The sequence below is a fragment of the Streptomyces sp. SID12501 genome (assembly GCF_010550245.1).
Taxonomy (GTDB): Bacteria; Actinomycetota; Actinomycetes; order Streptomycetales; family Streptomycetaceae; genus Streptomyces.
The window spans coordinates 25,014-47,898 of sequence record NZ_JAAGLU010000001.1 but is presented as its reverse complement, the minus strand read 5'-3'; the positions used below and the strand labels follow the sequence as shown (position 1 = coordinate 47,898).

The window sequence follows — 22,885 nt, the reverse complement described above, 5'->3', positions numbered from 1 at the left end:
AATGAATTTCCCGGCGTGTCGGTGTCTCCACATACAGAGGAAAACAACCTCCGCTACTACAGAGGTAGACCCTTGAGACGCGGGAGAGACCATGTGCACCCATCAGCCTTCGTGCCCGACCGTCGACAGCCCGGACCACGACGCCGCAGTCATCGTCGTGGCCCACCCGGAACAGGGCTGGAACCTGCTCTGCAACGGAACCATCGTCTTCGACGACACAGGTGAACTCCTGCCGGACGGACGGGCCGTGGGCCCGCTGCGCGGCGGCGGCGGACTCGCCGCCGCCGCCTGAGGAGCCGGTTGTCGTCACACCTCGTCGCGGGTCAGGGCGAGCAGCCGGTCGAGCACCCGGGGGCCGCCCGCCCGTACCCCGTCGTGCTCGAACTCGTCCGTCACCCAGGTGCGAAGGCCTCGGACGGCTCGTGCCGTCCGGAGGGAGTGGGCGGTGTCGACGTACATGTCGTCGTGGTAGACGGCGGCCGCGACCGGCACCTCGTTGACGGCGAGCCGGTCCGGTTCGTACAGGGGCGGCCAGCCCCGCTCCCCGGCCAGGTCCTCAGCGGTCTCGCGCAGCGGGCGCAGGGCGGGGTCGTTGTCGAACATCCAGGGGTGCACGGACTCGCCCGTGAACAGCAGCGGGCCGTCTCCGGTCAGCGTCTTGGCGGCGTCGAACTGCGGGAACTCGCGGCGCACCCGCTCCGCGGCCCAGTCCGTGGGGCCCGCGTCCTGTCCGTAGACCGCCTCGTGGAGGAGCGCGTACAGCGGGTGACCCGCGTACGACAGCAGCCCCTGGGCATCCTCCTGGAAGGAGTCGGACAGGGCGGGGCCCTGTGGGGTGCGGACGAAGGCGTCCTCCAGCAGGAAGTGCAGCCGGTGACTGCCGTCGCCGCGGCCGAGCATGATGCCCAGCGACTGGAACGCCTCGACGGTGAACCGGTAGCCGTTCGGCAGGGCGACGTCGTGCTGGAGGAGGTGCTCGGCGATCTGCCGGGCCCGCTCGACGTCCTGCGGGTAGCGGGCGTAGTGCGCGGCGACCTTGCGTTCGATGCGCGGGTAGGCGGCCCGGTAGACGTCGTCGGCGCTCGCGTCGAGGGAGGGCAGCCCGCCGGTGATGACGACGGTGCTCAGGCCCTCGGGCGCGTTGGACAGATAGGTGACCGCGCAGAAGCCGCCAAAACTCTGGCCGAGGACGGCCCAGGGGGCGCCCCCGGTGACCTTACGACGGATGGCCTCGCAGTCGCGGACGATCGAGTCGGCACGGAAGTGGGCCAGGTAGTCGGCCTGTTCGCCGGGGCCGCCGCGCAGCGGGAGGGTCTGGCGGTTGGCGGGTGTGGAGGCGCCCGTGCCGCGCTGGTCCAGGAGCAGCACCCGGTACTCCCGCAGGGCCCGCTCCAGCCAGGCCTCACGGCCGATGAAACGGTTCGCCCCGAAGCCTGGTCCGCCCTGCAGATAGACCAGCCAGGGCAGTTCGGCGTCCGCCCTGTCGCTCGCGACGACCTCGCGGGCGTAGAGCTCGATGCGCTCCCCCGCCGGGTCGTCGTGGTCGAGGGGGACAGTGAAACGACGGTCGGTGAGGACGACACCGACCTGCCGGTAGCTGGCGGACAACAGGGCTCCTTGAGCGTACGGATTCCAGGCCGTGGTCCAGTCCAGCACAGATTCTTCGCCCGGCCGACCCCGTGGATCAAGAAATTCCCGGGAACCCCTGCTGAATGAGGGCTCAGCGCGCCGAAAGGCTGGAGCGCCGGACCACCAGTTCCGGCTGGAGGACGACCCTGCGGTGGGAGTGCCGCCGCCCGCCGGACTCCGCCTCCGTCTCGGTCTCCTCCAGGAGGAGTTCCGCGGCCAGGGCGCCCATGGTCACGGCGGGCTGGCGGACGGAGGTCAGCGGGACGGCCGCGGCGGCGGCGAACTCGATGTCGTCGTAGCCGACGATCGCGAGGTCGTCGGGGACCCCGACACCGGCCGCGTACATGGCCTGCAGGACGCCGAGGGCGAGCAGGTCGTTGGCGCAGAAGGCGGCGGTCGGGCGGTCGGCGAGGCCCAGGAGGCGGGCGCCGGCGTCCCGGCCCGCAGCCACGTCGAGGCGCTCGGTGGGCAGCTCGCGCAGCGCCGAGGGGCTGAGGCCGGCCTCGGCGAGCGCGTTCATGGCGCCCGTACGGCGGTCGCGCACCTGGTTGAAACCGGGCGGTCCGCTGACGTACGCGATGGAGCGATGTCCGGCGTCGATGAGATGGCGGACGGCCAGTGCGCCGCCCGCGACGTCGTCCACGGACACCGAGCACTCGGTGGTGCCCTCGGCGACCCGGTCGACGAGCACGAAGGGGATGCCGTGCCGGCGGAACGACTCGATGTTGCGGCCCGTCGCGTCGGCCGGGGTGAGCAGCACACCACGCACTCGCTGCTCGGCGAAGAGCGACAGGTAGTCGGCCTCCTCACTGGCGCTCTGCGCGCTGTTGCAGACCATCACACCGAGCCCGGCGTCCCGCGCGGCCCGCTCGGCACCGCGTGCCACGTCCACGAAGAAGGGGTTGCCCATGTCGAGGACCAGCAGCCCCATGATCCGGCTGCGCCCGGCACGCAGCTGACGGGCCGACTCGCTGCGGACGTAGCCCAGGCGGTCGATCGCGGACAGCACACGGGCACGAGTCTCGGTGGCGACCGAGTCCGGGCGGTTGATGACGTTCGAGACCGTGCCCACCGAGACTCCGGCGGCGCGTGCGACGTCCTTGATTCCCACCGGCTGGGCCATCGGGCGGGGACCTCCAGGGAAACGAGCGATGCCGGGCAGACCTTTACATTAGCGGCCTGCCCGGCCCTGACTAATCCGCTGATCATTCCGGTCACGTGGGAAGCCGGAAGTCGACGACATGGAGCGCCGAGGGGGTCGTACCGCTCGACGTCTCCTGGTAGAGGACGGACAGGACGTTGTCCTGGGCGATCCGTGTCTCGTCGACCACGACCTCACCGAAGGCGTTCAGACCGCTGCCGTCGAACAGCACCGTCCAGTCGGTGTACCCGGAGGACTTCGAGGCGCCGGCTATTCGCCCGAACGGGAAGATCGCGTAGGCGTTGTCGTACTTGTCGAGGACCAGCTTGGTGCGCTGGCTGGAGCCCAGCGCGACCGGGATCTCGGTCTTCTGCCAGGTTCCGGCGGAGTTCTTGCGCAGGTGGAAGGCTCGGCCGCTGGCGGTGCGGTTGGTGACGTAGTTGGTGGTGCACTGGCCGAAACGGCCCGGGACGTAGCTGATGATCGCGTGCGGCAGCCCGGACGAGTCGGTGAACTGGCTCTCCTGGTTCATCAGGGAGTGGTCCGGGTTCAGCGCGTCGACCACCAGGCCGCTGTCGGTGACCGCGACCGTGTCGGAGCTCCCCGTCGTGCCCACGAGGGTGCCCGCGTTGTTGCGCCAGGTGCGGCCCCGGTCGTCGGAGTAGACGTAGCCGGTGTCGTGGTTGGTGATGCCACCGCTGTTGCACATGACGGCGCCGTTCTGCTCGCGCCAGGTGAAGAACGAGTGCAGGCGGCCGTTCTTGTCGTAGTCGATGCCGTGCAGGTACATGTTGCGGACCGTGGAGGAGCCGTGCTCGCTGGTGTACGTGCCGGTGGAGCTGGACCACTCGCCGAGGCTGGTCCAGGACGTGCCGTCGTACTCGGCGATCGCGTTGCGGCCGTTGCCGGAGATGCCGACGCGGTAGCTGAGCTGGAGCTTGCCTTCGGGCGTCGAGACGAACTGCGGGTACGTGAACTGGGTGGTGAGCGCAAGTCCGTCGAGCGTCGACTGGGGTGTGCCGAAGCGGGACGCGATCCAGCTGAGCCCGGACGGGTTGTCCAGGAGCCCGGCCACCGACTTGACGTAGGTGAAGCCGTCGCTGTGCGAGTCCATGTTGAGGTGGAGGCGGCCGTCGGTCTTGGAGACGCCCATGGAGATGACGTTGTGGGAGTCGCTGGACTTGAGGGTGTGCCCGACCTGGACCGTCGACCAGGTGGTGCCGCCCAGGACGCGGCGGCCGACGACGGCGTTCTTGTCGGCGGTGTACCAGACCGCGTACTGGTAGCCCTTGTACGTCAACAGTCCGTTCTTCTGGAACGAGTTGTTGTTGACCAGGCCGTCGTAGGAGACGAAGAAGACGGCCTGTGAGTCGAGCGTGGTGTTGCCGGTCTGGGTGACCGAGGGGCCGGGGTCGGCGGCGCGGGCGCTGCCGACGGCGAAGGCGGGGGTCACCACGGCACCGGCGAGGGCGGCGCCCAGCAACGTACGTCTTTTCATCTCGGGGACTCCGTTGTCTTGCGAAATGAGAGGAGCGGGGTGAAGGAAACGGGGAGAGCGGGGAGGGGAGAGGCGAGCGGGGTGATCAGGCGAGGTGGAACACCTCGGTGAGGGGCTTCATGGCCTCGTCGGGGCGGGCGCCGTCCAGCGACTCGAAGAACGGCGCCATCTCCGTCTGCCAACGGGCGTTGACCTCTGCGGCTTCCATACCGGCCTGGGCGGCGGCGAAGTCCTCGGTCTCCAAGTAGCCGACCAGCAGGCCGTCCGCGCGGAGGAAGAGCGAGTAGTTGTGCCAGCCGGTGGCCGAGAGCGCGTCGAGCATCTCGGGCCACACGGCGGCGTGCCGCTCGCGGTACTCGTCGAGGCGGTCCGCCCGGACCTTCAGCAGGAAGCACACGCGTTGCATCAACAGCCCCTGGCCAATCAGAAGTTGAACTGTCAGAAGTTGAACTGGTCGATGTTGTCCTTGGTGAACACGGTCGGCTTGCCGAGGCTGATCACGCCGTCCTTGCCGATGGTGTACTCGCCCATGTCGCCGGCCTTGAAGGTCTCGCCCTCCTTGCCGGTGATCTGACCCGAGACCAGCGCGACAGCGGTGTACGCGGCCAGCTCGCCGAGCTTCGCCGGGTCCCACAGCTCGAAGCCCTCGACGGTGCCGTTCTTGACGTACTTGCGCATGTCGTTGGGGGTGCCGAGACCGGTCAGCTTGACCTTGCCCTTGTACTTCGAGCCGGACAGGTACTGGGCGGCGGCCTTGATGCCGACGGTGGTCGGGGAGATGATCCCCTTCAGGTTCGGGTACTCCTGGAGGAGGCCCTGGGTCTGCTGGAAGGACTGCTGGGCGTCGTCGTTGCCGTACGCGACCTTGACCAGCTTGATGTCCTTGTACTTCGGGTCGGCCAGCTCCTTCTTCATGAAGTCGATCCAGATGTTCTGGTTCGTCGCGGTCTGGGCGGCGGACAGGATCGCGATCTCGCCCTTGTAGCCGATCTGCTCGGCGAGCAGCTGCACCTCGGTACGGCCAAGGTCCTCGGCGCTGGCCTGCGAGACGGCCGCGTTGCGACAGTCCGCCTTGGTGTCCGAGTCGTAGGTGACGACCTTGATGTCGTTCTTCATGGCCTGCTTGAGCGCGGTGCACAGGGCGCCCGGGTCCTGCGCGGACACGGCGATCGCGTCGACCTGCTGCTGGGTCAGGGTGTTGACGTACGACACCTGCCCGGAGGTGTCCGTTGCGCTGGTCGTGCCGACCTCCTTGTAGCTGGAGCCCAGCGCCTTCAGCGCGGTCTCGCCGCCCTTGTCGGCGGAGGTGAAGTACGGGTTGTTGACCGCCTTCGGCAGGAAGCCGACGGTCAGGCCCTTCTTGGTGGCCGCGTTCGGGTCGGCCTTGCCGGTCGCGGCGGCGGAGGCGCCCTCGTCCTTGACGTCGTTCTTGGTGGTACCACCACAGGCGGTGAGCGCCAGAGCGAGCGAGGTGGCCGCGGCGAGAGCCGCGGAAGCACGGCGGACGGATGACTTACGCATGAGGGTTCCTTAGAAACAGAGGGTGAGCAGGAGCGCCCTCAAGGGGCGCGGGGAACTGCGCGACCAGCCACAACGGGCCCGCAGCTTGCAAACGGCCTTCTACGTCAGCCTTTGAGACGCCCGGGCCAGTGACACCTGCCGAGCGACCCGAGGTCCAAGCACGGAGAGAACCAGCAGGATCCCGGTGACGACGATCTGTGATTGAGCGGAAACGTCCTGAAGGCTCATCACGTTCTGCAGCGCACCGAGCAGGAAGACTCCCGCAATCGCGCCACCGAGCGTGCCCTTCCCCCCGTCGAAGTCGATCCCACCGAGCAACACGGCAGCGATGACGGAGAGTTCAAGCCCCGTGGCGTTGTCATAGCGAGCGCTGGCGTAGTGCAGCGCCCAGAAGATCCCGGTGAGGGAGGCCGTGAGACCGGTCACCGCGAACAGGATCAGCTTCTGTCGCTTGACCCGGAGGCCGGCGAAGCGGGCCGCCTCCTCGTTCGCGCCGATCGCGAACAGCGAGCGGCCGAACGGGGTGGCATGCAGCACGACCACGGCGATCGCGAGCAGCACGAGGAAGGGCAGCAGGGCGTACGGGACGAAGGTGTCCCCGATGCGTCCGGCGGCGAAGTCCAGGTACTGGGTGGGGAAGTCGGTCACCGCGTCGGAGCCGAGCACGATCTGTGCGATGCCCCGGTAGGCGGCCATGGTGCCGATGGTGACGGCGAGGGAGGGCAGCCCGAGCCGGGTGACGAGCAGCCCGTTGATCAGCCCGCAGACGACTCCGAGGAGCAGGCAGATCGGGATGATCACCTCGATCGTCAGGCCCTGGTTCCACAGGGCGCCCATCACCGCGCCGGAGAGACCGGCGGTGGAGGCGACGGACAGATCGATCTCGCCGGAGACGACGAGGAGGGTCATGGGCAGCGCGATGAGCGCGATCGGGAGGGTGTTGCCGATCAGGAAGGACAGGTTGAGCCCGTTGCCGAACCCGTCCACGAACCCGAAGGACAGCAACAGGACGACGACGAGGAGGACGCCGACGGCCGAGTCCCACCTTTTCAAGGAGATCCCGCGGATGGCGCGCGCGAGCGACGAGTCAGCCATGGCGGGCGTTCCTCTTCTTCAGGGCGGACGCCACGCGCAGGGCGACGATCCGGTCGACCGCGATGGCGAGGATGAGCAGGATGCCGTTGATGGCCATCACCCATACGGAGCTGACGCCGAGGGCGGGCAGCACACTGTTGATGGAGGTCAGCAGCAGCGCGCCGAGCGCGGCACCGTAGACGCTGCCGGAGCCGCCGGTGAAGACGACACCGCCGACCACGACCGCGCTGACGACGGTGAGTTCGTACCCGTTGCCCGTGCTGGAGTCGACGTTGCCGAACCGCGCGAGATAGAGCGCGCCGGCGAGTCCGGCGAGTCCGCCGCAGAAGGTGTACGCGGTGAGGATCCGCTTGCGTACGGGGATACCGGCGAGCCGGGCGGCCTCGGGGTTGGAGCCGAGGGCGTACAGCTCACGGCCGCTGCCGAAGTGCCTGAGGTAGTAGGCGGTGGCGATCAGTACGGCAAGTGCGATCAGCGCGAGATACGGGACCGCCGAGATGCCGCTGGAGCCGAAGTTGACGAATCCGTCCGGAAGGTCGGCCGCCGTGATCTGCCGGGAGCCGACCCAGATGGAGTCGATGCCGCGGATGATGTAGAGCGTGCCCAGGGTGACGACGAGGGCGGGTACCTGCCCGAAGCTGACGAGCAGTCCGTTGAGGAGCCCGAAGCCGATGCCGAGGAGGACGGCCAGGGCGATGGCCACGACGGGGTTTCCGCCGTCCTGGAGGTAGACGCCGGCGGCGAAGGCGCTGATGCCGAGCGTGGAGCCGACCGACAGGTCGACGTTGCGGGTGATGACCACCAGCGACTGGCCGGTGGCGACCAGGATGAGGATCGTCGCGTTCAGCAGCAGGTCCTTGATGCCCTGCTCGGACAGGAACTCGCTGTTGCCGGCCTGGGTGACGGCGATCATCACCAGGAAGACGACCAGGATGGCGAGTTCGCGCATCTTGAACACGCGGTCCACCAGCCGGGTGCCGCTGGACTTGGGCACCTCGGCGGCGGGGGCGGGGTTGGGAGCGGTCACCGTCATGCGGCGGCCCTCCCGGTGGCTGCGGCCATCACCGTTTCCTCGGTTGCTTCGGAGCGCGGGATCTCGGCGGCGAGGCGGCCCTCGTACATCACGAGCACGCGGTCGGCCATTCCGAGGATCTCGGGCAGGTCGGAGGAGATCATCAGCACGGCCACACCGTCGGCGGCCAGCTCGCTGAGCAGGCGGTGCACCTCGGCCTTGGTGCCGACGTCGATGCCACGGGTGGGCTCGTCGACGATCAGCACCCGGGGGCCGGTGGCGAGCCACTTGGCCAGGACGACCTTCTGCTGGTTGCCGCCGGACAGCGTGTTGACGGTGTCGGCGATACGGGCGTACTTCACCTGGAGCTTGACGGCCCAGTCGAGGGAGCGGCTGCGCTCGGCGCCCCGGTCCATCAGTCCGGCCCTGACGGTCGTACGCAGGCCGGTGAGGCCGATGTTCCGCTCGATGGACATGTCCATCACCAGGCCCTGGGCGCGCCGGTCCTCGGGGACGAGGGCGAGCCCGGCGGCCATGGCCGTGGAGGGCGCTCCGTTCGTCAGCAGGGTGCCGTCCACCTCGACCTCGCCCGCGTCCCAGCGGTCGATGCCGAAGACGGCCCGGGCCACCTCTGTGCGGCCGGCGCCGACGAGTCCGGCGAGGCCCACGATCTCGCCGTGCCGGACCTCGAAGGAGACGTCGGTGAAGACGCCCTCGCGGGTCAGCCGGCGCACGCTGAGCGCGACCTCGCCGGCCTCCACTTCCTGCTTCGGGTAGAGCTCGTCGAGGTCGCGGCCGACCATCCGGCGTACCAGATCGTCCTCCGTCATGCCCTCCAGCGGCTCGCTGGCGATCCAGGCACCGTCACGGAGGGTCGTCACCTGCTGGCAGATCTTGAAGATCTCCTCCAGCCGGTGCGAGATGAACAGCACGGCGGCGCCCTGTTCGCGCAGGGTGCGGACGACGCCGAAGAGGCGGGCCACCTCGCTGCCGGTGAGGGCCGCGGTCGGCTCGTCCATGATCAGGACACGGGCGTCGAAGGAGAGCGCCTTGGCGATCTCGACGATCTGCTGGTCCGCGATGGACAGGCCGCGTGCGGGACGGTCGGGGTCGAGTTCGACGCCGAGTCGCCGCATCAGGGCGGCGGTCGCCGCGTGGGTCGCCTTGTGGTCGATCCTGCCGAGGGCGCGCCGGGGCTGGCGGCCCGTGAAGATGTTCTCGGCGATCGAGAGGTCCGGAAAGAGCGTGGGCTCCTGGTAGATCACGGCGATACCCGCGTCGCGGGCGTCACCGGGACCGTGGAAGACGACGGGCGCGCCGTCGAGCAGCACCTGGCCGGCGTCCGGTCGGTGCACTCCGGCGAGCGTCTTGATGAGGGTCGACTTACCGGCGCCGTTCTCACCGGCGAGTGCGTGCACTTCGCCGGGAAACAGTTCCATGGAGACATCCCGCAGGGCACGCACCGCACCGAAGGACTTCGAGATGTCCTTGAGTGCCAGCACAGGGGCCGGCCCCGGGTCGGACGGGTGGGTCATGAGGGCTCCTCGACGACGCCGGTGGGACTGGCCTCACGACGTCGTGAAAGGTTTCAACTGGGTTGCCGGGACGTTAGACACGGGAGCCATGTCACGTCAATGGGTCCGTATCGAATTTCTTTCGATAGTTGAAGGTCACAGGCAAGTCACGGTAGTCCGAATCAGCCAGAGGGCTTGACACCCCTCCGGAGGGCTCATAGCTTCCCGTTCTGAATCGTTTCATCAGATCGTCGTTCCGCGTGCTGATTCCCAGCAGTCGTTCCGACCGGATGCCACAGGAGTCCTGAAGTGACCGAGCTCAGCGCGGTGAAGGCCGCTCTCAAGGCCCAGGCCATCGAAACGCCGTCGTGGGCGTACGGGAACTCGGGGACCCGTTTCAAGGTGTTCGCCCAGCCCGGCGTCCCCCGGAACCCCTTCGAGAAGCTGGACGACGCCGCCCAGGTGCACGCCTTCACCGGTGTGGCCCCGACCGTCGCCCTGCACATTCCGTGGGACAAGGTCGAGGACTATGCGGCCCTTGCCAAGTACGCCGGGGAGCGCGGCCTGAAGCTGGGCGCGATCAACTCGAACACCTTCCAGGACGACGACTACAAGCTCGGCAGCATCTGCCATCCGGACGCGGTGGTGCGGCGCAAGGCGCTCGGCCATCTGCTCGAATGCGTCGACATCATGGACGCCACCGGTTCCAAGGACCTGAAGCTGTGGTTCGCCGACGGGACGAACTATCCCGGTCAGGACGACATCCGTGAACGGCAGGACCGGCTCTCCGAGGCGCTGGCCGCGGTGTACGAGCGGCTCGGCGACGATCAGCGGATGCTCCTCGAGTACAAGTTCTTCGAGCCGGCCTTCTACGCGACCGACGTCCCGGACTGGGGCACGGCCTACGCGCACTGCCTCAAGCTCGGCCCGAAGGCACAGGTCGTGGTCGACACCGGGCACCACGCGCCCGGGACCAACATCGAGTTCATCGTCGCGACGCTGCTGCGCGAGGGGAAGCTCGGCGCGTTCGACTTCAACTCGCGGTTCTACGCGGACGACGACCTGATGGTCGGTTCGGCGGACCCGTTCCAGCTGTTCCGGATCATGTACGAGGTGATCCGCGGCGGGGGGTTCGTGCCCGAGGTCGCGTTCATGCTGGACCAGTGCCACAACATCGAGGCGAAGATTCCGGCGATCATCCGGTCGGTGATGAATGTTCAGGAGGCGACGGCGAAGGCGCTCCTTGTTGACAAGACGGCGTTGGCTGTTGCTCAGCGCTCGGGGGACGTTCTCAGTGCCAACGCGGTTTTGATGGACGCGTACAACACGGATGTGCGGCCGTTGCTTGTGGAGGTTCGGGAGGAGCTGGGGTTGGACGGGGACCCGATCGCTGCGTATGCCCGGTCCGGGTGGGGTTCGAAGATCGTTGCGGAGAGGGTTGGTGGGGAGCAGGCCGGTTGGGGGGCGTGACTTCCGCGTCTCGTCTGCCCGGTTCGGTTCGTCGCGGACCACCGGTTCGTTGTGGCTTGTCGCGCCCACTCGGCGGTAGCCGCAAATTGATACAGCCCCGCGCCCCTGTCAGGGCGCTGTCCTCGCCCTCGTTGAAATTGTCACGTAAGGATTGATCTCGCATGGCTACCCATCCCGAAGCCGCCGCCCTCATCTCTCGGTCTCGTCGGCTTGGTGCTGACGCGCGTAACACGAACTACGCGGGTGGCAACACGTCCGCGAAGGGGACCGACATCGATCCCGTCACCGGGGGTGATGTCGAGCTGATGTGGGTGAAGGGGTCCGGGGGTGACCTGGGGACCCTGACCGAGGGTGGGCTGGCCGTGTTGCGGCTGGACCGGTTGCACGCGCTCAAGGATGTGTATCCGGGCGTCGAGCGCGAGGACGAGATGGTCGCCGCGTTCGACTACTGCCTGCACGGCAAGGGTGGGGCGGCTCCGTCCATCGACACCGCGATGCACGGGCTCGTCGACGCCGCGCACGTGGATCACCTCCACCCCGACTCCGGTATCGCGATCGCCTGCGCGGCCGACGGGGAGAAGCTGACCGCCGAGTGTTTCGGGGACGGCGTGGTGTGGGTGCCGTGGCGCCGCCCCGGCTTCCAGCTCGGCCTGGACATCGCCGCCGTGAAGGCCGCCAATCCTCAGGCGATCGGATGCATCCTCGGCGGCCACGGCATCACCGCCTGGGGCGACACCGCCGAGGAGTGCGAGAAGAACTCGCTGCACATCATCCGGACCGCCGAGGCGTTCCTCGCCGAGCGCGGGAAGGCCGAGCCGTTCGGCCCGGTGATCGAGGGGTACGCGGCCCTCGCTCCCGAGGAGCGGCGTGAGCGGGCCGCCGCGCTCGCCCCGTACGTGCGGGCCATCGCCTCGCAGGACAAGCCTCAGGTCGGGCACTTCACCGACTCGGACGTCGTGCTGGACTTCGTGTCGCGCGGCGAGCACCCGCGGCTGGCGGCCCTTGGTACCTCCTGCCCTGACCACTTCCTGCGCACGAAGGTCAGGCCGCTCGTCCTCGACCTGCCGGCCGCCGCGCCCCTGGACGAGGCCATCGCGCGCCTCAAGGAACTGCACGCCGAGTACCGCGAGGAGTACGCGGCCTACTACGGGCGCAACGCCCTGCCCGACTCCCCCGCGATGCGCGGCGCCGACCCGGCGATCGTGCTGATCCCGGGCGTGGGCATGTTCAGCTTCGGCAAGGACAAGCAGACCGCTCGGGTGGCCGGTGAGTTCTACGTCAACGCGATCAACGTGATGCACGGGGCCGAGGCGGTCTCGACGTACGCGCCGATCGAGGAGTCGGAGAAGTTCCGGATCGAGTACTGGGCCCTGGAGGAGGCGAAACTCCAGCGGATGCCGAAGCCGAAGGCGCTGGCCACTCGGGTCGCTCTCGTCACCGGTGCGGGCAGCGGGATCGGTAAGGCCATCGCCGAGCGGCTGGTCGCCGAGGGTGCCTGTGTCGTCGTCGCCGACCTCAACGCGGAGAACGCCCAGACTGTGGCGGAGGAGCTGGGCGGGGCGGACAAGGCGGTCGCCGTCACCGTCGATGTGACGAGCGAGGAGCAGATCGCGGAGGCGTTCCGGGCCGCCGTGCTGGCCTTCGGCGGGGTGGATCTCGTCGTGAACAACGCGGGGATCTCGATCTCCAAGCCGCTGCTGGAGACCACCGCGCGGGACTGGGATCTGCAGCACGACATCATGGCGCGCGGTTCGTTCCTCGTCTCGCGTGAGGCGGCGCGGGTGATGATCGCGCAGGAGCTCGGCGGCGACATCATCTACATCGCCTCCAAGAACGCCGTCTTCGCCGGACCGAACAACATCGCCTACTCCGCCACCAAGGCCGACCAGGCGCACCAGGTGCGGCTGCTCGCCGCCGAGCTGGGCGAGCACGGCATCCGGGTCAACGGCATCAACCCCGACGGCGTGGTGCGCGGCTCCGGGATCTTCGCGGCCGGCTGGGGTGCCCAGCGTGCGGCGACGTACGGGATCGAGGAGGAGAAGCTCGGCGAGTTCTATGCCCAGCGGACCATCCTCAAGCGCGAAGTACTGCCCGAGCACGTCGCCAACGCCGTGTTCGCGCTCACCGGCGGCGAGCTCACGCACACCACCGGGCTGCACGTGCCGGTCGACGCCGGCGTCGCCGCCGCCTTCCTGCGATGACGCAGACCGTGAAGTCGTACGCCGCGGTCGACCTCGGCGCGTCCAGTGGACGCGTCATGGTCGGCCGCGTCGGGCCCGACACGCTGGAGCTGGCCGAGGCGCACCGGTTCGTGAACCGGCCCGTACGGGTGCCCGAAGGGCTGCGCTGGGACGTTCTCGCGCTGTACGGGGGTGTGCTCGACGGGCTGCGGGCAGCCGGGCAGGTCGACTCCGTCGGCATCGACAGCTGGGCCGTGGACTACGGCCTGCTGGACGCCGACGGCGCCCTGCTCGGCAACCCGGTGCACTACCGCGACGCCCGCACCGAGGGCGTCGCGGAGAAGGTGTGGGCGTCCGTCCCGGCCGCCGAACTGTACGCGGCGACCGGGTTGCAGTACGCACCCTTCAACACCCTCTACCAGCTGACGGCGGCCCGTGGCACGCGCCAACTGGCCGCCGCACAGCGTCTGTTGCTCATCCCCGATCTGCTGACGTACTGGCTCACGGGCCAGGCCGGCACCGAGCTGACCAACGCCTCCACCACCCAGCTGATCGATCCCCGCACGCGTGACTGGGCCCATGACATCGCGCGGAGACTGGACATCGACCTCGGACTGTTCGCACCTCTGCGCCGGCCCGGTGATCCGGCGGGTGTGCTGCGGGCCGAGGTGCTGGAGGAGACCGGCCTCACCGGACCGGTGCCGGTGACCACGGTCGGGTCGCACGACACCGCCTCCGCGGTGGCGGCCGTGCCGGCGGTGGACGAGCGGTTCGCCTACATCTGCACCGGCACCTGGTCCCTGGCCGGCCTGGAGCTGGAGGCGCCCGTCCTCTCCGAGGAGAGCCGGGCCGCCAACTTCACCAACGAGCTGGGGCTCGACGGCACGGTCCGCTATCTGCGCAACATCATGGGGCTGTGGCTGCTCCAGGAGTGTGTACGGGCCTGGGGGAACCCCGACCTGGGCGACCTGCTGCGGGCGGCGGGCGAGGCACCGGGGCTGCGGTCCGTGGTGGACGCGGGGGACGCGGCGTTCCTGGCGCCGGGACGGATGCCGGAGCGGATCGCCGAGGCCTGCCGGGTCTCCGGGCAGCCGGTGCCCGGGACTCCGGGCGAGATCACCCGCTGCATCCTCGACTCCCTCGCCCTCGCCCATCGGCGGGCGGTGGCGGACGCCCAGCGGCTCGCCGGGCACTCCGTCGACGCCGTGCACATCGTCGGGGGCGGGACACGCAACGCGCTGCTGTGCCAACTCACCGCCGACGCCTGCGGGTTGCCGGTGGTGGCGGGTCCGGCCGAGGCCGCCGCGCTCGGCAACGTCCTCGTCCAGGCGAGGGCCCACGGCCTCGTCGGCGACCGTACGGACATGCGCCGGCTGCTCGCCCGTACCCAGCCGCTGACCCGCTACGAGCCGTCCGGCGACCCGGCGGCCTGGCGTGCGGCCCAGGCCCGTCTCACCGAAGCCCGATGAGACGGGGATTCCCCCACCACGCGGCCTCCGCGTACCCTTCACTCATCCGATGATCGATCGCTAGGAGCCGCGATGCGTGTCGCCCTGTTCCTTACCTGTGTCAACGACACGCTGTATCCGGACACGGGCCGCGCCGTAGTGAAACTGCTGACCAGGCTGGGTGTCGACGTCGACTTCCCGATGGCGCAGACCTGCTGCGGGCAGGCTCACTACAACACCGGGTACCGACACGAGGCCGAGCCTCTCGCCCGGCATTTCTCCGATGTATTCGGGGGGTACGAGGCGATCGTCACGCCCTCCGGGTCGTGCGGCGCGATGGTGCGCGAGCTGTATCCGCGGATGGGTGAGCGGGCGCGTGCCGAGGGGCGCGGGGACGGACTGGCGGCCACGCTGGCGCCCGTGGTCCCGAAGACGTACGAGCTGACGGAGTTCCTGGTGGACGTGCTGGGGGTGACGGACGTGGGCGCCTACTACCCGCACACCGTCACCTACCACCCGACGTGCCACGGGCTGCGCGGCCTCGGGCTGGCCGACCGGCCGTTCAAGCTGCTCCAGGCCGTCAAGGGGCTTGAGCTGCGCGAGCTCCCCGGGGCCGACGAGTGCTGTGGCTTCGGCGGCACGTTCGCGCTGAAGAACTCCGATGTCTCGGCGGCGATGGGCACCGACAAGGTGCGCAACGCCGAGTCGACGGGGGCGGAGGTGCTGTGCGCCGCCGACAACTCGTGTCTCATGCACATCGGCGGGACCATGACCCGGCTGAGCACCGGCATGCGGCCGGTGCACATCGCGGAGATCCTGGCGAGCACGGAAAAGGAGCCGAGCGTATGAGCGGCGGTACGTTCGTCGGGATGCCGGCCTTTCCCGAGGCGGCCCACGAGGCGGTCAACAACAAGACCCTGCGCGCCAATCTGCGCCACGCCACCCACACGATCCGCGGGAAACGGGCGAAAGCCGTCGCCGAGGTGTCCGACTGGGCGGAGCTGCGCGAGGCGGGCAAGCGGATCAAGGACCACACGCTCCGTCATCTCGACCGCTATCTCGTGCAGTTGGAGGAGTCGGTCATGGCGGCCGGCGGTGTCGTGCACTGGGCCGCCGACGCGGAGGAGGCCAACCGGATCGTCGTCGACCTGGTGCGGATGACCGGTGAGTCGGAGGTCGTCAAGGTCAAGTCGATGGCCACGCAGGAGATCGGGCTGAACGAGGCCCTGGAGGCCGAGGGCATCGCGGCCTACGAGACCGATCTCGCCGAGCTGATCGTGCAGTTGGGCAAGGACCGGCCCTCGCACATCCTCGTCCCTGCGATCCACCGCAACCGGGGCGAGATCCGGGACATCTTCGCGCGCGAGATGAGCGAGTGGGGCCGCCCGGCCCCCGAGGGCCTCACCGACACGCCCGCCGAACTGGCCGAGGCGGCACGGCTCCACCTCCGGGAGAAGTTCCTGCGCGCCAAGGTGGGCGTCTCCGGCGCCAACTTCATGGTCGCCGAGACCGGCACCCTGGTCGTGGTCGAGTCCGAGGGCAACGGGCGGATGTGCCTGACCCTGCCCGAGACGCTCATCTCGGTCGTCGGCATCGAGAAGATCGTGCCGACCTGGCAGGACCTGGAAGTCTTCCTCCAGACCCTCCCCCGCTCCTCGACCGCCGAACGCATGAACCCGTACACGTCGACCTGGACCGGCACCACGGACGGCGACGGCCCGCAGACCTTCCACCTCGTCCTGATCGACAACGGCCGCACCGACACCCTCGCCGACGAGGTCGGCCGCCAGGCCCTGCGCTGCATCCGCTGCTCGGCCTGTCTCAACGTCTGCCCGGTGTACGAGCGGGCCGGCGGCCACGCCTACGGCTCCGTCTATCCCGGCCCGATCGGCGCCATCCTCAGCCCTCAACTCCGGGGCACCGCGAGCGAGATCGACGCCTCGCTCCCGTACGCCTCCTCGCTGTGCGGGGCCTGCTACGAGGTCTGCCCGGTCGCCATCGACATCCCGGAGGTGCTGGTGCACCTGCGCGAGCGCATCGCCCAGGGCGGGCCGGCCACCCGGGAGGGCAACAAGGTCGTCCTGAAGCCCGCGAAGGGGCACGCCGCCGAGCGGGCCGCGATGCGCGCCGCCCGCTGGGCGTTCAGCCATCCCGGCGCCCTGCGTACCGGCCAGCGCCTCGCCTCCCGCACCCGGCGCTTCCACCCCCGCACCCTGCCCGGCCCCGGCAGGGCCTGGAGCGGCACCCGCGATCTGCCGGCCGTACCGGCGGAGCCGTTCCGCGACTGGTGGCAGCGCACGAACGGCGGAAAGGACACCCGCAAGTGAACAGCCGCGATCTGATCCTGGCCCGGGTGCGGCGCGCACTCTCCGATGTGCCCCGCGACGACACGCCGTACGAGCAGGCCGTCGATCGCGACTATGTGCGCGAGCACGGAAACCGGAGCGTCGAGGAGACGGTCGAACTCCTCGCCGAGAACCTGGCGGACTACCGGGCGATCGTCCACCGATGCACCACCGGCGAGCTCCCGGGAGTCCTCGCCGGGATACTGGCCGCGCACGGGTCGGCGTCAGTGGTCGTACCGCCGGGGCTCCCGCCGGAGTGGCTGTCGGCCACGGACACCGCCCGGGTCGAGGACAGCGCGGTGAGCACCGCGTACGACCTGGACGAGGTGGACAGCGTCGTCACGGCCTGCGCCCTCGCCATCGCCGAGACCGGCACCATCGTCCTGGACGGCGGTCCGGACCAGGGCCGCCGCCGGATCACCCTGGTCCCCGACCACCACATCTGCGTCGTCCGCGTGCCCGACCAGGTCGTCTCCTCCGTACCCCAGGCCTTTGAACTCCTGGACCCGGCACGGCCGTTGACGTGGATCTCCGGTCCGTCCGCGACCAGTGACATCGAACTGGACCGGGTCGAGGGGGTGCACGGTCCGCGCACGCTGGAGGTGGTCCTGGTGGGCGGTGAAGGTTCCATCTGAACGGGCGTGAACGGGCTTGAGTGGTCGGGCGCTTCGGCGGCCGGCCCCCGTCCCGGAGTGCCGTCGTGAGTGCCGTTCTGCGGATTCATACGTGACACAAGCGGTGAACAAGCGCTTAGATAGCGACTTGGAACCTGTTCGTGCCCGCGCTGGAGGCCCCGTTGTTCACATCCGTCGACGACGTCTCCGCGCGCCTCGCCGAAACCGGATATCTGGCCTCGCCCGCCGTCGCCACCACGGTCTTCCTGGCCGACCGCCTCGGCAAGCCGCTCCTGGTGGAGGGCCCGGCCGGCGTCGGCAAGACCGAGCTGGCCAAGGCCGTCGCCGAGATCGCCGGCGCCGAGCTGATCCGCCTCCAGTGCTACGAGGGCGTCGACGAGTCCAGGGCGCTGTACGAGTGGAACCACGCCAAACAGCTCCTGCGCATCGGCGCGGGCCGTGACGAGACGTGGGACGCGGCGCGCACGGACATCTTCAGCGAGGAGTTCCTGCTCCCCCGGCCCCTGTTGACCGCCATTCGCGGCGACGAGCCCAAGGTTCTACTGATCGACGAGACCGACAAGGCGGACGTCGAGGTGGAGGGGCTGCTCCTGGAGGTGCTCTCCGACTTCCAGGTCACGGTCCCGGAGCTGGGCACGATCACCGCGACCCGCCGCCCCTTCGTCGTCCTCACCTCCAACGCCAGCCGTGAGCTGTCCGAGGCCCTGCGCCGCCGCTGCCTCTTCCTCCATATCGGTTTCCCGGACGCCGAGTTGGAGCGCCGCATCGTACGGCTGAAAGTGCCGGAACTCGACGCGGCGCTGGCCGACTCGGTGGTGCGGGTGGTGGGCGCGCTGCGCGCGATGGACCTGCGGAAGGTGCCGTCGGTCTCCGAGACCATCGACTGGGCCCGCACCCTGCTGGCCCTGGGGGCGGACACCCTCGACGAGACGGTCGTACGGGACAGCCTGGGCGTTCTCCTCAAGCACCAGGACGACATCCTCAAGGCGAGCGCCAAGTTGGACCTGGACGCGATGTGAACGCGCGGTCCGCGCACGGCGGTTCTGGTGCGGGCGTCACCGAACGGCTGACAGGGCTCGTCGGGGCGCTGCGCTCGCACGGTGTGCGGATCGGCACCGGGGAAACCGTGGACGCGGCCCAGGCGGTGGCCGTACTCGGCTTCACCGACCGGGAGTTGCTGCGCGAAGGGCTGGCCGCGACCCTGCTGCACGGCACGGACCAGCGCCCGGTGTTCGACCCCGTCTTCGACCTGTACTTTCCCCGGGGTGTCGGAGCGCCCGGTACGGAGCCCGCGGAGCGGGACGAACTGCGCGACCGGCTCGCCGCCGCGCTGGCCGCGAACGACCAGGCACTGCTGGCCCGGTTGGCCACCGAGGCCGTCGACGGTTTCGGTGGGTACGGCTCCTCGCCGGGGTCTGACGGCTGGTCGTCGTACCAGACGCTGGACCGGCTCCGGCCGCAGACGCTGCTGGCCCGGGTGCGGGCGAGTCTCCGGGAGGGGACCGCGGACCCGGGCTTCGCCGACCGACTCCTCGACGACGAGATCCGGCGGCGGATCGAGGAGTTCCGGCGGCTGGTCGGCGCTGAGGCGCGGCGCCGGGTGGCCGAGCGGCGCGGCCGGGACGAGATCGCCCGGCGGGCGGTGGCGCCGACCGCCGACCGGGTCGACTTCCTTGTCGCCGGGCGCGCCCAACTGGCCGAACTGCGCAGGGCTGTTCAGCCGCTCGCGCGGAAGCTGGCCACCCGGCTGGCGGCGCGCCGCCGTAAGGCGGCACGCGGCTCGATCGACCTGCGGCGCACGGTGCGTGCGTCGCTGTCGACGGGCGGGGTGCCGATGCGGCCCGTACTGCGCCGACGCCGGCCCGCCCGGCCCGAACTGGTGCTGCTGTGCGATGTGTCGGGCTCGGTGGCCGGGTTCTCCGACTTCACGATGCTGCTGGTGCAGGCGCTGCACGACCAGTTCAGCAAGGTCCGCGTGTTCGCCTTCGTCAATCGCGTCGACGAGGTGACCGGCCTGTTGGTGCACGGCGCCGCCGACGCCGAGGGGCTGGGCGCCCGCATCCGCGCCGAGGCGACCCTGACCGGCTGGCACGGCAGCAGCGACTACGGCGTCGCCCTGGGCGAGTTCACGCAGCGGTACGCCGACGCGGTCGGCCCGCGTACGACCGTGTTCGTGCTGGGTGACGCCCGTACGAACATGAGCGACCCGAACCTCGCCGCCGTACGGCAGCTGGCCGAACGGGCCCGCCGCGTGTACTGGTTGAACCCCGAGGCACGGTCACAGTGGGGCACGGGCGACTCGGCCGCGCCCGCCTACGCCGAGCTGGTGGAGATGCGCGAGTGCCGCAACGCCCTCCAACTCGGCGCACTGATCGGCCGGTTGCTCCCCGTGTGAGCCGAAGGTCAGCTTCCCGGCGGCTTCGCGTACTCCTGTGCCATGCCGCCCGCGAAGTCATGGACGATGACCTGTTCGTCGCCGACGACCCATGCGTCGTGCCCGGGCGGACACACGAAGACGTCGCCGGGGCCGACTTCGCCCTCGCCGCCGTCATCCATGCGGATGCCCATCCGGCCCTGGACGACGTAACCGTTGTGGTGGATCTCGCAGCTGCTCGTGCCCACGACGGGCCCGACGCACTCGGACCACCGCCAGCCCGGTTCGAAGGTTCCCACGGCGAAGTCGAGGCCTGTCATGTGTACGGCTTCGAGGTGTCCCCGGGGGAAATCACGCCGCTCGTCCGGCTTCTCGACCGTCTTGATCTCCAGCATGTCCGCTGCCTCCCATTCCCCTCCATGACTGTCGGCCCCCTGTTTCCTTCCGCTCCCTTCCATCGTCCGCCTGTCAAGCCGGGGCCGCCATCCGAGCGACCTGCGGTGTCAGAGTTCGAAGGTCACGAAGCCGTCCTCCGCGTCCGGCTCCGGCGCCGTCACCGTCCACTCGGACGTCGGCGGCACCTTCGAGGACTACCGCCGTCGCCCTCAAGTGGGTCGTGGACGGCGCCCTCGCACCCGACGGCATAGGTCTCCTGCCGTGCGGCCCGGGGCGTACCGGCGCGAGGTGACGGTCGGCCCGACGTACGCGCTGGGCACGGTGCGCCGGATGGGCCGGGTCTGGGCCCTGCTGACCTACCGGCGCCGCCCGACTGCCCCCGCACGCCCGGGTGCACGCGAGTGTCCGTGCCCGCGTCGACGAGTCCGGCAACTACGGATCACGCATCCCGCAAGACGGTGACCTGGGCGGACGAGGACTGGCTCACCGCCCGGGATGGCCTCCGGACGGCCCTGGCACTCCTCCGACTCACCTCCGCGTCAGGTCAGTTCGAGTACGCCCCGGCGCACGGCCTCCGAGACCGCAGCCGCCCTGTTGTCGACCTTGAGCTTGCGGTAGACGCGCACGAGATGCGTCTTGACGGTGGCCTCGCTCAGGAACAGGGCCCCGGCGATGGCCCGGTTGCTGAGCCCCTCGGCCATCAGCCGTACGACCTCGACCTCGCGTCCGCTCAACTCCTGCGCCGGGCTGACCACTTGCCCGACGAGTTCCCCGACGATCTCCGGTGCCAGCCCCAGCGCCCCGGCGGCGGCCCCGCGCACCGCGCGGAACAGCTCCTCGGGCGGGCCCGCCTTGAGCACATAACCCCGGGCGCCCGCCTCCAACGCCCGCACCACATCGGCCCGTCCGGCATAGCTGGTCAGCATCACCACTGCCACACCGGGCGCCTCGGCGGCCAGCCGTCGGATCGCCTCGATCCCGTCGATCCCACCCCCCGGACTCCCGAACCGGAGGTCCATCAGCGCGACATCGGGAAGCATCCGGGCGACCAGAGCGACCGCCTCCTCACCACTGCCGGCCTCGGCGATCACCTCGATGTCGGCTTCACCTCCCAGAAGCGCGCGCAGACCGGCCCGTACGACGGCGTGGTCGTCCGCGATCAGGACGCGCAGCGGTTCGGCCGCGCCGGGCGGGTCCGTGGTCATCGGGCGGTCGCCGCGGGAACGGCCGCGACGGGCCCGGCAGCCGTCTGCGGCCGGGGCCGCGCGGAGACCGTGGCCCGGATCCGGGTGCCCCGGCCCGGCGCGCCGCTGACGTCCAGGTCACCGCCGTACTCGCGCAGCCGGGCGCGCGCCGCGGGCAGTCCGAAGCCTCGGCCCTGGCCCTGCGACGTACGCGCGAGGACCTCGGCCGGGTCGAACCCCACGCCGTCGTCGCTGACTTCGAGGTCCACCCGGTCGGGCTGCCGTCGGCTGAGGGTGACCTGCACGTTCACCGCGTGGGCGTGTTCGCGGACGTTCGCCAGCGTGCTCTGCGCGACGCGGAACAGGGTGGTGGCGGCATGTTCGTCGAGGACGGGCTGGGGGTCGCCGACCGCCCGGAACCGTACCTGCGCCGCGGTCCCGTCGGCCTGGGAGCGGGCGCACAGTACGCGCAGCGCACCTTCGAGGCCGGTCTCGGCGACGGCGGACGGGGTGAGGTCCCCGATCATGCGGCGCGTCTCGGCGAGGTTGGTGCCCAGCCCGTCGGCGACCGCGCGCACGCGCGTGCGTGCCACGTCCGGGCGGTCGTCCCAGTCTCGGTCGGCGGCCTGGAGCAGCATCAGCCCGCCGGCGAGTTCCTGGGCGAGGGTGTCGTGCAGATCGCGGGCGATGCGCGTCCGCTCCGCCAGCACACCCGCCCGGCGCTGCTGCCGGGCGACGAGGTCACGCGTGTCGCGCAGTTCCTCGACGAGACGCCGGCGCGCCTCGGCGTCCCGTTGCTGGGCACGGTAGAGGGCGACGGTTGCCCAGACGGCCGCCACGGGCACCAGCACCGTGTCGATCACGAACCGGCCGTCGGCCCCGACCAGTGCCGTGACGAGGACAAGGGTGATCAGGGCGAGCGCCGCGGTCGCGGACCGGCGGCCGAGCACGCGCTGCGCGGCGCACGCCAACGGCAGGGCACACCACACGAAGGCGGACGTCAGCGCGGCCGGGACGAGGAAGAGAAGGAGGCCCCACAGCGCGAGCAGCACCGGAATCCAGGCCGCTCGCCCCACCGCCCCGAGCCGGTCCCACAGCATCACTCCGCCCGTGTAGGTGAGCGCGAGCAACCCGCTGACCGTCGCGATGTACCAGCACAACTCGCTGTTGAGTCGCGTGAGTTGCAGCAGCGCGGACACCACGATGACGAAGAACGCCAGATGCGACACGTGTTCCAGGGTGAACCGACTGCCGCGGACGGGGAGACGGTCGGACACGGCAGATCCCCTTGGGCAGACTGATCCAATCGAACAGGGCCCCGATTCTATCGACCGCTTGTATGACCACTGTGAAGAGACGGCAGAAACCGGCGGTTCCCCGCGACCCTGAAGGGGCGCGGGGCTGTATCGATATGCGGCTCCGCCGCGGGGCACGACCAGACCC

At 69.9% G+C, this 22,885-nt stretch carries 20 protein-coding genes; 9 read left to right on the top strand and 11 right to left on the bottom strand.

Annotated elements, in window-relative coordinates; translation table 11 throughout:
* Window positions 1-91: 91 nt before the first annotated feature.
* On the top strand, window positions 92-292 hold the full coding sequence (locus G3I71_RS00225; protein WP_164311787.1) for a DUF5999 family protein: 201 nt from the start codon (window positions 92-94) through the stop codon (window positions 290-292).
* A gap of 14 nt (window positions 293-306) precedes the next feature.
* Here the strand turns inward: G3I71_RS00225 and G3I71_RS00220 are convergent, their stop codons facing one another.
* The 8 genes from G3I71_RS00220 to G3I71_RS00185 all read right to left on the bottom strand — a co-directional run bounded on the left by G3I71_RS00220 (window position 307) and on the right by G3I71_RS00185 (window position 9,431).
* Entirely contained in the window at window positions 307-1,608 is a 1,302-nt protein-coding gene (locus tag G3I71_RS00220; RefSeq protein WP_164311786.1) for an alpha/beta fold hydrolase, read from the bottom strand.
* A 112-nt stretch (window positions 1,609-1,720) separates the two neighbouring features.
* Window positions 1,721-2,752: a LacI family DNA-binding transcriptional regulator gene (locus G3I71_RS00215; RefSeq protein ID WP_164311785.1), complete on the bottom strand. Its 1,032-nt coding sequence runs from the start codon at window positions 2,750-2,752 to the stop codon at window positions 1,721-1,723.
* A 91-nt stretch (window positions 2,753-2,843) separates the two neighbouring features.
* Complete coding sequence (locus G3I71_RS00210; protein ID WP_164311784.1) at window positions 2,844-4,268, bottom strand: BNR repeat-containing protein; 1,425 nt, start codon at window positions 4,266-4,268, stop codon at window positions 2,844-2,846.
* A gap of 85 nt (window positions 4,269-4,353) precedes the next feature.
* Entirely contained in the window at window positions 4,354-4,674 is a 321-nt protein-coding gene (locus tag G3I71_RS00205) for an L-rhamnose mutarotase (protein WP_164311783.1), read from the bottom strand.
* Window positions 4,675-4,706: 32 nt separating this feature from the next.
* The gene (gene rhaS / locus G3I71_RS00200) at window positions 4,707-5,789 is read right to left on the bottom strand and encodes a rhamnose ABC transporter substrate-binding protein (protein ID WP_164311782.1); all 1,083 of its coding nucleotides are present in this window, start codon (window positions 5,787-5,789) and stop codon (window positions 4,707-4,709) included.
* A 99-nt stretch (window positions 5,790-5,888) separates the two neighbouring features.
* On the bottom strand, window positions 5,889-6,884 hold the full coding sequence (locus tag G3I71_RS00195; RefSeq protein WP_164311781.1) for an ABC transporter permease: 996 nt from the start codon (window positions 6,882-6,884) through the stop codon (window positions 5,889-5,891).
* A complete protein-coding gene (locus G3I71_RS00190; RefSeq protein ID WP_164311780.1) occupies window positions 6,877-7,917 on the bottom strand; it encodes an ABC transporter permease in 1,041 nt (346 codons plus the stop codon). The genes G3I71_RS00195 and G3I71_RS00190 overlap by 8 nt, the downstream gene beginning before the upstream one ends.
* Window positions 7,914-9,431 carry a sugar ABC transporter ATP-binding protein gene (locus G3I71_RS00185; protein WP_164311779.1) on the bottom strand — a complete coding sequence of 506 codons (1,518 nt, stop codon included), beginning with the start codon at window positions 9,429-9,431 and terminating at the stop codon, window positions 7,914-7,916. Before G3I71_RS00185 ends, G3I71_RS00190 begins: the two co-directional genes overlap by 4 nt.
* A gap of 288 nt (window positions 9,432-9,719) precedes the next feature.
* Here G3I71_RS00185 and rhaI point away from each other — a divergent pair, with 288 nt between their 5' ends.
* The 8 genes from rhaI to G3I71_RS00145 all read left to right on the top strand — a co-directional run bounded on the left by rhaI (window position 9,720) and on the right by G3I71_RS00145 (window position 19,883).
* Entirely contained in the window at window positions 9,720-10,880 is a 1,161-nt protein-coding gene (gene rhaI / locus G3I71_RS00180) for an L-rhamnose isomerase (protein ID WP_164311778.1), read from the top strand.
* A gap of 161 nt (window positions 10,881-11,041) precedes the next feature.
* Window positions 11,042-13,081 carry a bifunctional aldolase/short-chain dehydrogenase gene (locus G3I71_RS00175; protein WP_164311777.1) on the top strand — a complete coding sequence of 680 codons (2,040 nt, stop codon included), beginning with the start codon at window positions 11,042-11,044 and terminating at the stop codon, window positions 13,079-13,081.
* Window positions 13,078-14,529: a rhamnulokinase family protein gene (locus G3I71_RS00170; RefSeq protein ID WP_164311776.1), complete on the top strand. Its 1,452-nt coding sequence runs from the start codon at window positions 13,078-13,080 to the stop codon at window positions 14,527-14,529. Before G3I71_RS00175 ends, G3I71_RS00170 begins: the two co-directional genes overlap by 4 nt.
* A 72-nt stretch (window positions 14,530-14,601) precedes the next feature.
* Window positions 14,602-15,357: a (Fe-S)-binding protein gene (locus G3I71_RS00165; protein WP_164311775.1), complete on the top strand. Its 756-nt coding sequence runs from the start codon at window positions 14,602-14,604 to the stop codon at window positions 15,355-15,357.
* Complete coding sequence (locus G3I71_RS00160) at window positions 15,354-16,835, top strand: LutB/LldF family L-lactate oxidation iron-sulfur protein (RefSeq protein WP_164311774.1); 1,482 nt, start codon at window positions 15,354-15,356, stop codon at window positions 16,833-16,835. The genes G3I71_RS00165 and G3I71_RS00160 overlap by 4 nt, the downstream gene beginning before the upstream one ends.
* Window positions 16,832-17,488, top strand: a complete 657-nt coding sequence (locus G3I71_RS00155; RefSeq protein ID WP_164311773.1) for a lactate utilization protein C — start codon at window positions 16,832-16,834, stop codon at window positions 17,486-17,488. The genes G3I71_RS00160 and G3I71_RS00155 overlap by 4 nt, the downstream gene beginning before the upstream one ends.
* 161 nt (window positions 17,489-17,649) lie before the next feature.
* Window positions 17,650-18,507: a MoxR family ATPase gene (locus tag G3I71_RS00150; RefSeq protein WP_164312038.1), complete on the top strand. Its 858-nt coding sequence runs from the start codon at window positions 17,650-17,652 to the stop codon at window positions 18,505-18,507.
* Window positions 18,504-19,883 (top strand): VWA domain-containing protein, encoded by a 1,380-nt coding sequence (locus tag G3I71_RS00145; RefSeq protein ID WP_164311772.1) that lies wholly within the window; start codon window positions 18,504-18,506, stop codon window positions 19,881-19,883. The genes G3I71_RS00150 and G3I71_RS00145 overlap by 4 nt, the downstream gene beginning before the upstream one ends.
* An 8-nt stretch (window positions 19,884-19,891) precedes the next feature.
* On the opposite strand, the gene G3I71_RS00140 is transcribed toward G3I71_RS00145, so the two are convergent.
* From G3I71_RS00140 to G3I71_RS00130, 3 genes are all read right to left on the bottom strand, one after another.
* Window positions 19,892-20,257: a cupin domain-containing protein gene (locus tag G3I71_RS00140; RefSeq protein WP_164311771.1), complete on the bottom strand. Its 366-nt coding sequence runs from the start codon at window positions 20,255-20,257 to the stop codon at window positions 19,892-19,894.
* A 540-nt stretch (window positions 20,258-20,797) separates the two neighbouring features.
* On the bottom strand, window positions 20,798-21,463 hold the full coding sequence (locus G3I71_RS00135) for a response regulator transcription factor (RefSeq protein ID WP_164311770.1): 666 nt from the start codon (window positions 21,461-21,463) through the stop codon (window positions 20,798-20,800).
* Window positions 21,460-22,719 carry a sensor histidine kinase gene (locus G3I71_RS00130; RefSeq protein WP_164311769.1) on the bottom strand — a complete coding sequence of 420 codons (1,260 nt, stop codon included), beginning with the start codon at window positions 22,717-22,719 and terminating at the stop codon, window positions 21,460-21,462. Before G3I71_RS00130 ends, G3I71_RS00135 begins: the two co-directional genes overlap by 4 nt.
* Between the last annotated feature and the right edge of the window lie 166 nt (window positions 22,720-22,885).

What these genes read in the sequence shown, in the direction of transcription:
- G3I71_RS00225 (WP_164311787.1), top strand. Translation starts at nt 92, where the DNA reads ATGTGCACCCATCAGCCTTCGTGCCCGACCGTCGACAGCCCGGACCAC.
- G3I71_RS00215 (WP_164311785.1), bottom strand. Translation starts at nt 2,752, where the DNA reads ATGGCCCAGCCGGTGGGAATCAAGGACGTCGCACGCGCCGCCGGAGTC.
- G3I71_RS00210 (WP_164311784.1), bottom strand. Translation starts at nt 4,268, where the DNA reads ATGAAAAGACGTACGTTGCTGGGCGCCGCCCTCGCCGGTGCCGTGGTG.
- G3I71_RS00205 (WP_164311783.1), bottom strand. Translation starts at nt 4,674, where the DNA reads ATGCAACGCGTGTGCTTCCTGCTGAAGGTCCGGGCGGACCGCCTCGAC.
- rhaS (WP_164311782.1), bottom strand. Translation starts at nt 5,789, where the DNA reads ATGCGTAAGTCATCCGTCCGCCGTGCTTCCGCGGCTCTCGCCGCGGCC.
- G3I71_RS00195 (WP_164311781.1), bottom strand. Translation starts at nt 6,884, where the DNA reads ATGGCTGACTCGTCGCTCGCGCGCGCCATCCGCGGGATCTCCTTGAAA.
- G3I71_RS00190 (WP_164311780.1), bottom strand. Translation starts at nt 7,917, where the DNA reads ATGACGGTGACCGCTCCCAACCCCGCCCCCGCCGCCGAGGTGCCCAAG.
- G3I71_RS00185 (WP_164311779.1), bottom strand. Translation starts at nt 9,431, where the DNA reads ATGACCCACCCGTCCGACCCGGGGCCGGCCCCTGTGCTGGCACTCAAG.
- G3I71_RS00175 (WP_164311777.1), top strand. Translation starts at nt 11,042, where the DNA reads ATGGCTACCCATCCCGAAGCCGCCGCCCTCATCTCTCGGTCTCGTCGG.
- G3I71_RS00170 (WP_164311776.1), top strand. Translation starts at nt 13,078, where the DNA reads ATGACGCAGACCGTGAAGTCGTACGCCGCGGTCGACCTCGGCGCGTCC.
- G3I71_RS00165 (WP_164311775.1), top strand. Translation starts at nt 14,602, where the DNA reads ATGCGTGTCGCCCTGTTCCTTACCTGTGTCAACGACACGCTGTATCCG.
- G3I71_RS00160 (WP_164311774.1), top strand. Translation starts at nt 15,354, where the DNA reads ATGAGCGGCGGTACGTTCGTCGGGATGCCGGCCTTTCCCGAGGCGGCC.
- G3I71_RS00140 (WP_164311771.1), bottom strand. Translation starts at nt 20,257, where the DNA reads ATGCTGGAGATCAAGACGGTCGAGAAGCCGGACGAGCGGCGTGATTTC.
- G3I71_RS00135 (WP_164311770.1), bottom strand. Translation starts at nt 21,463, where the DNA reads ATGACCACGGACCCGCCCGGCGCGGCCGAACCGCTGCGCGTCCTGATC.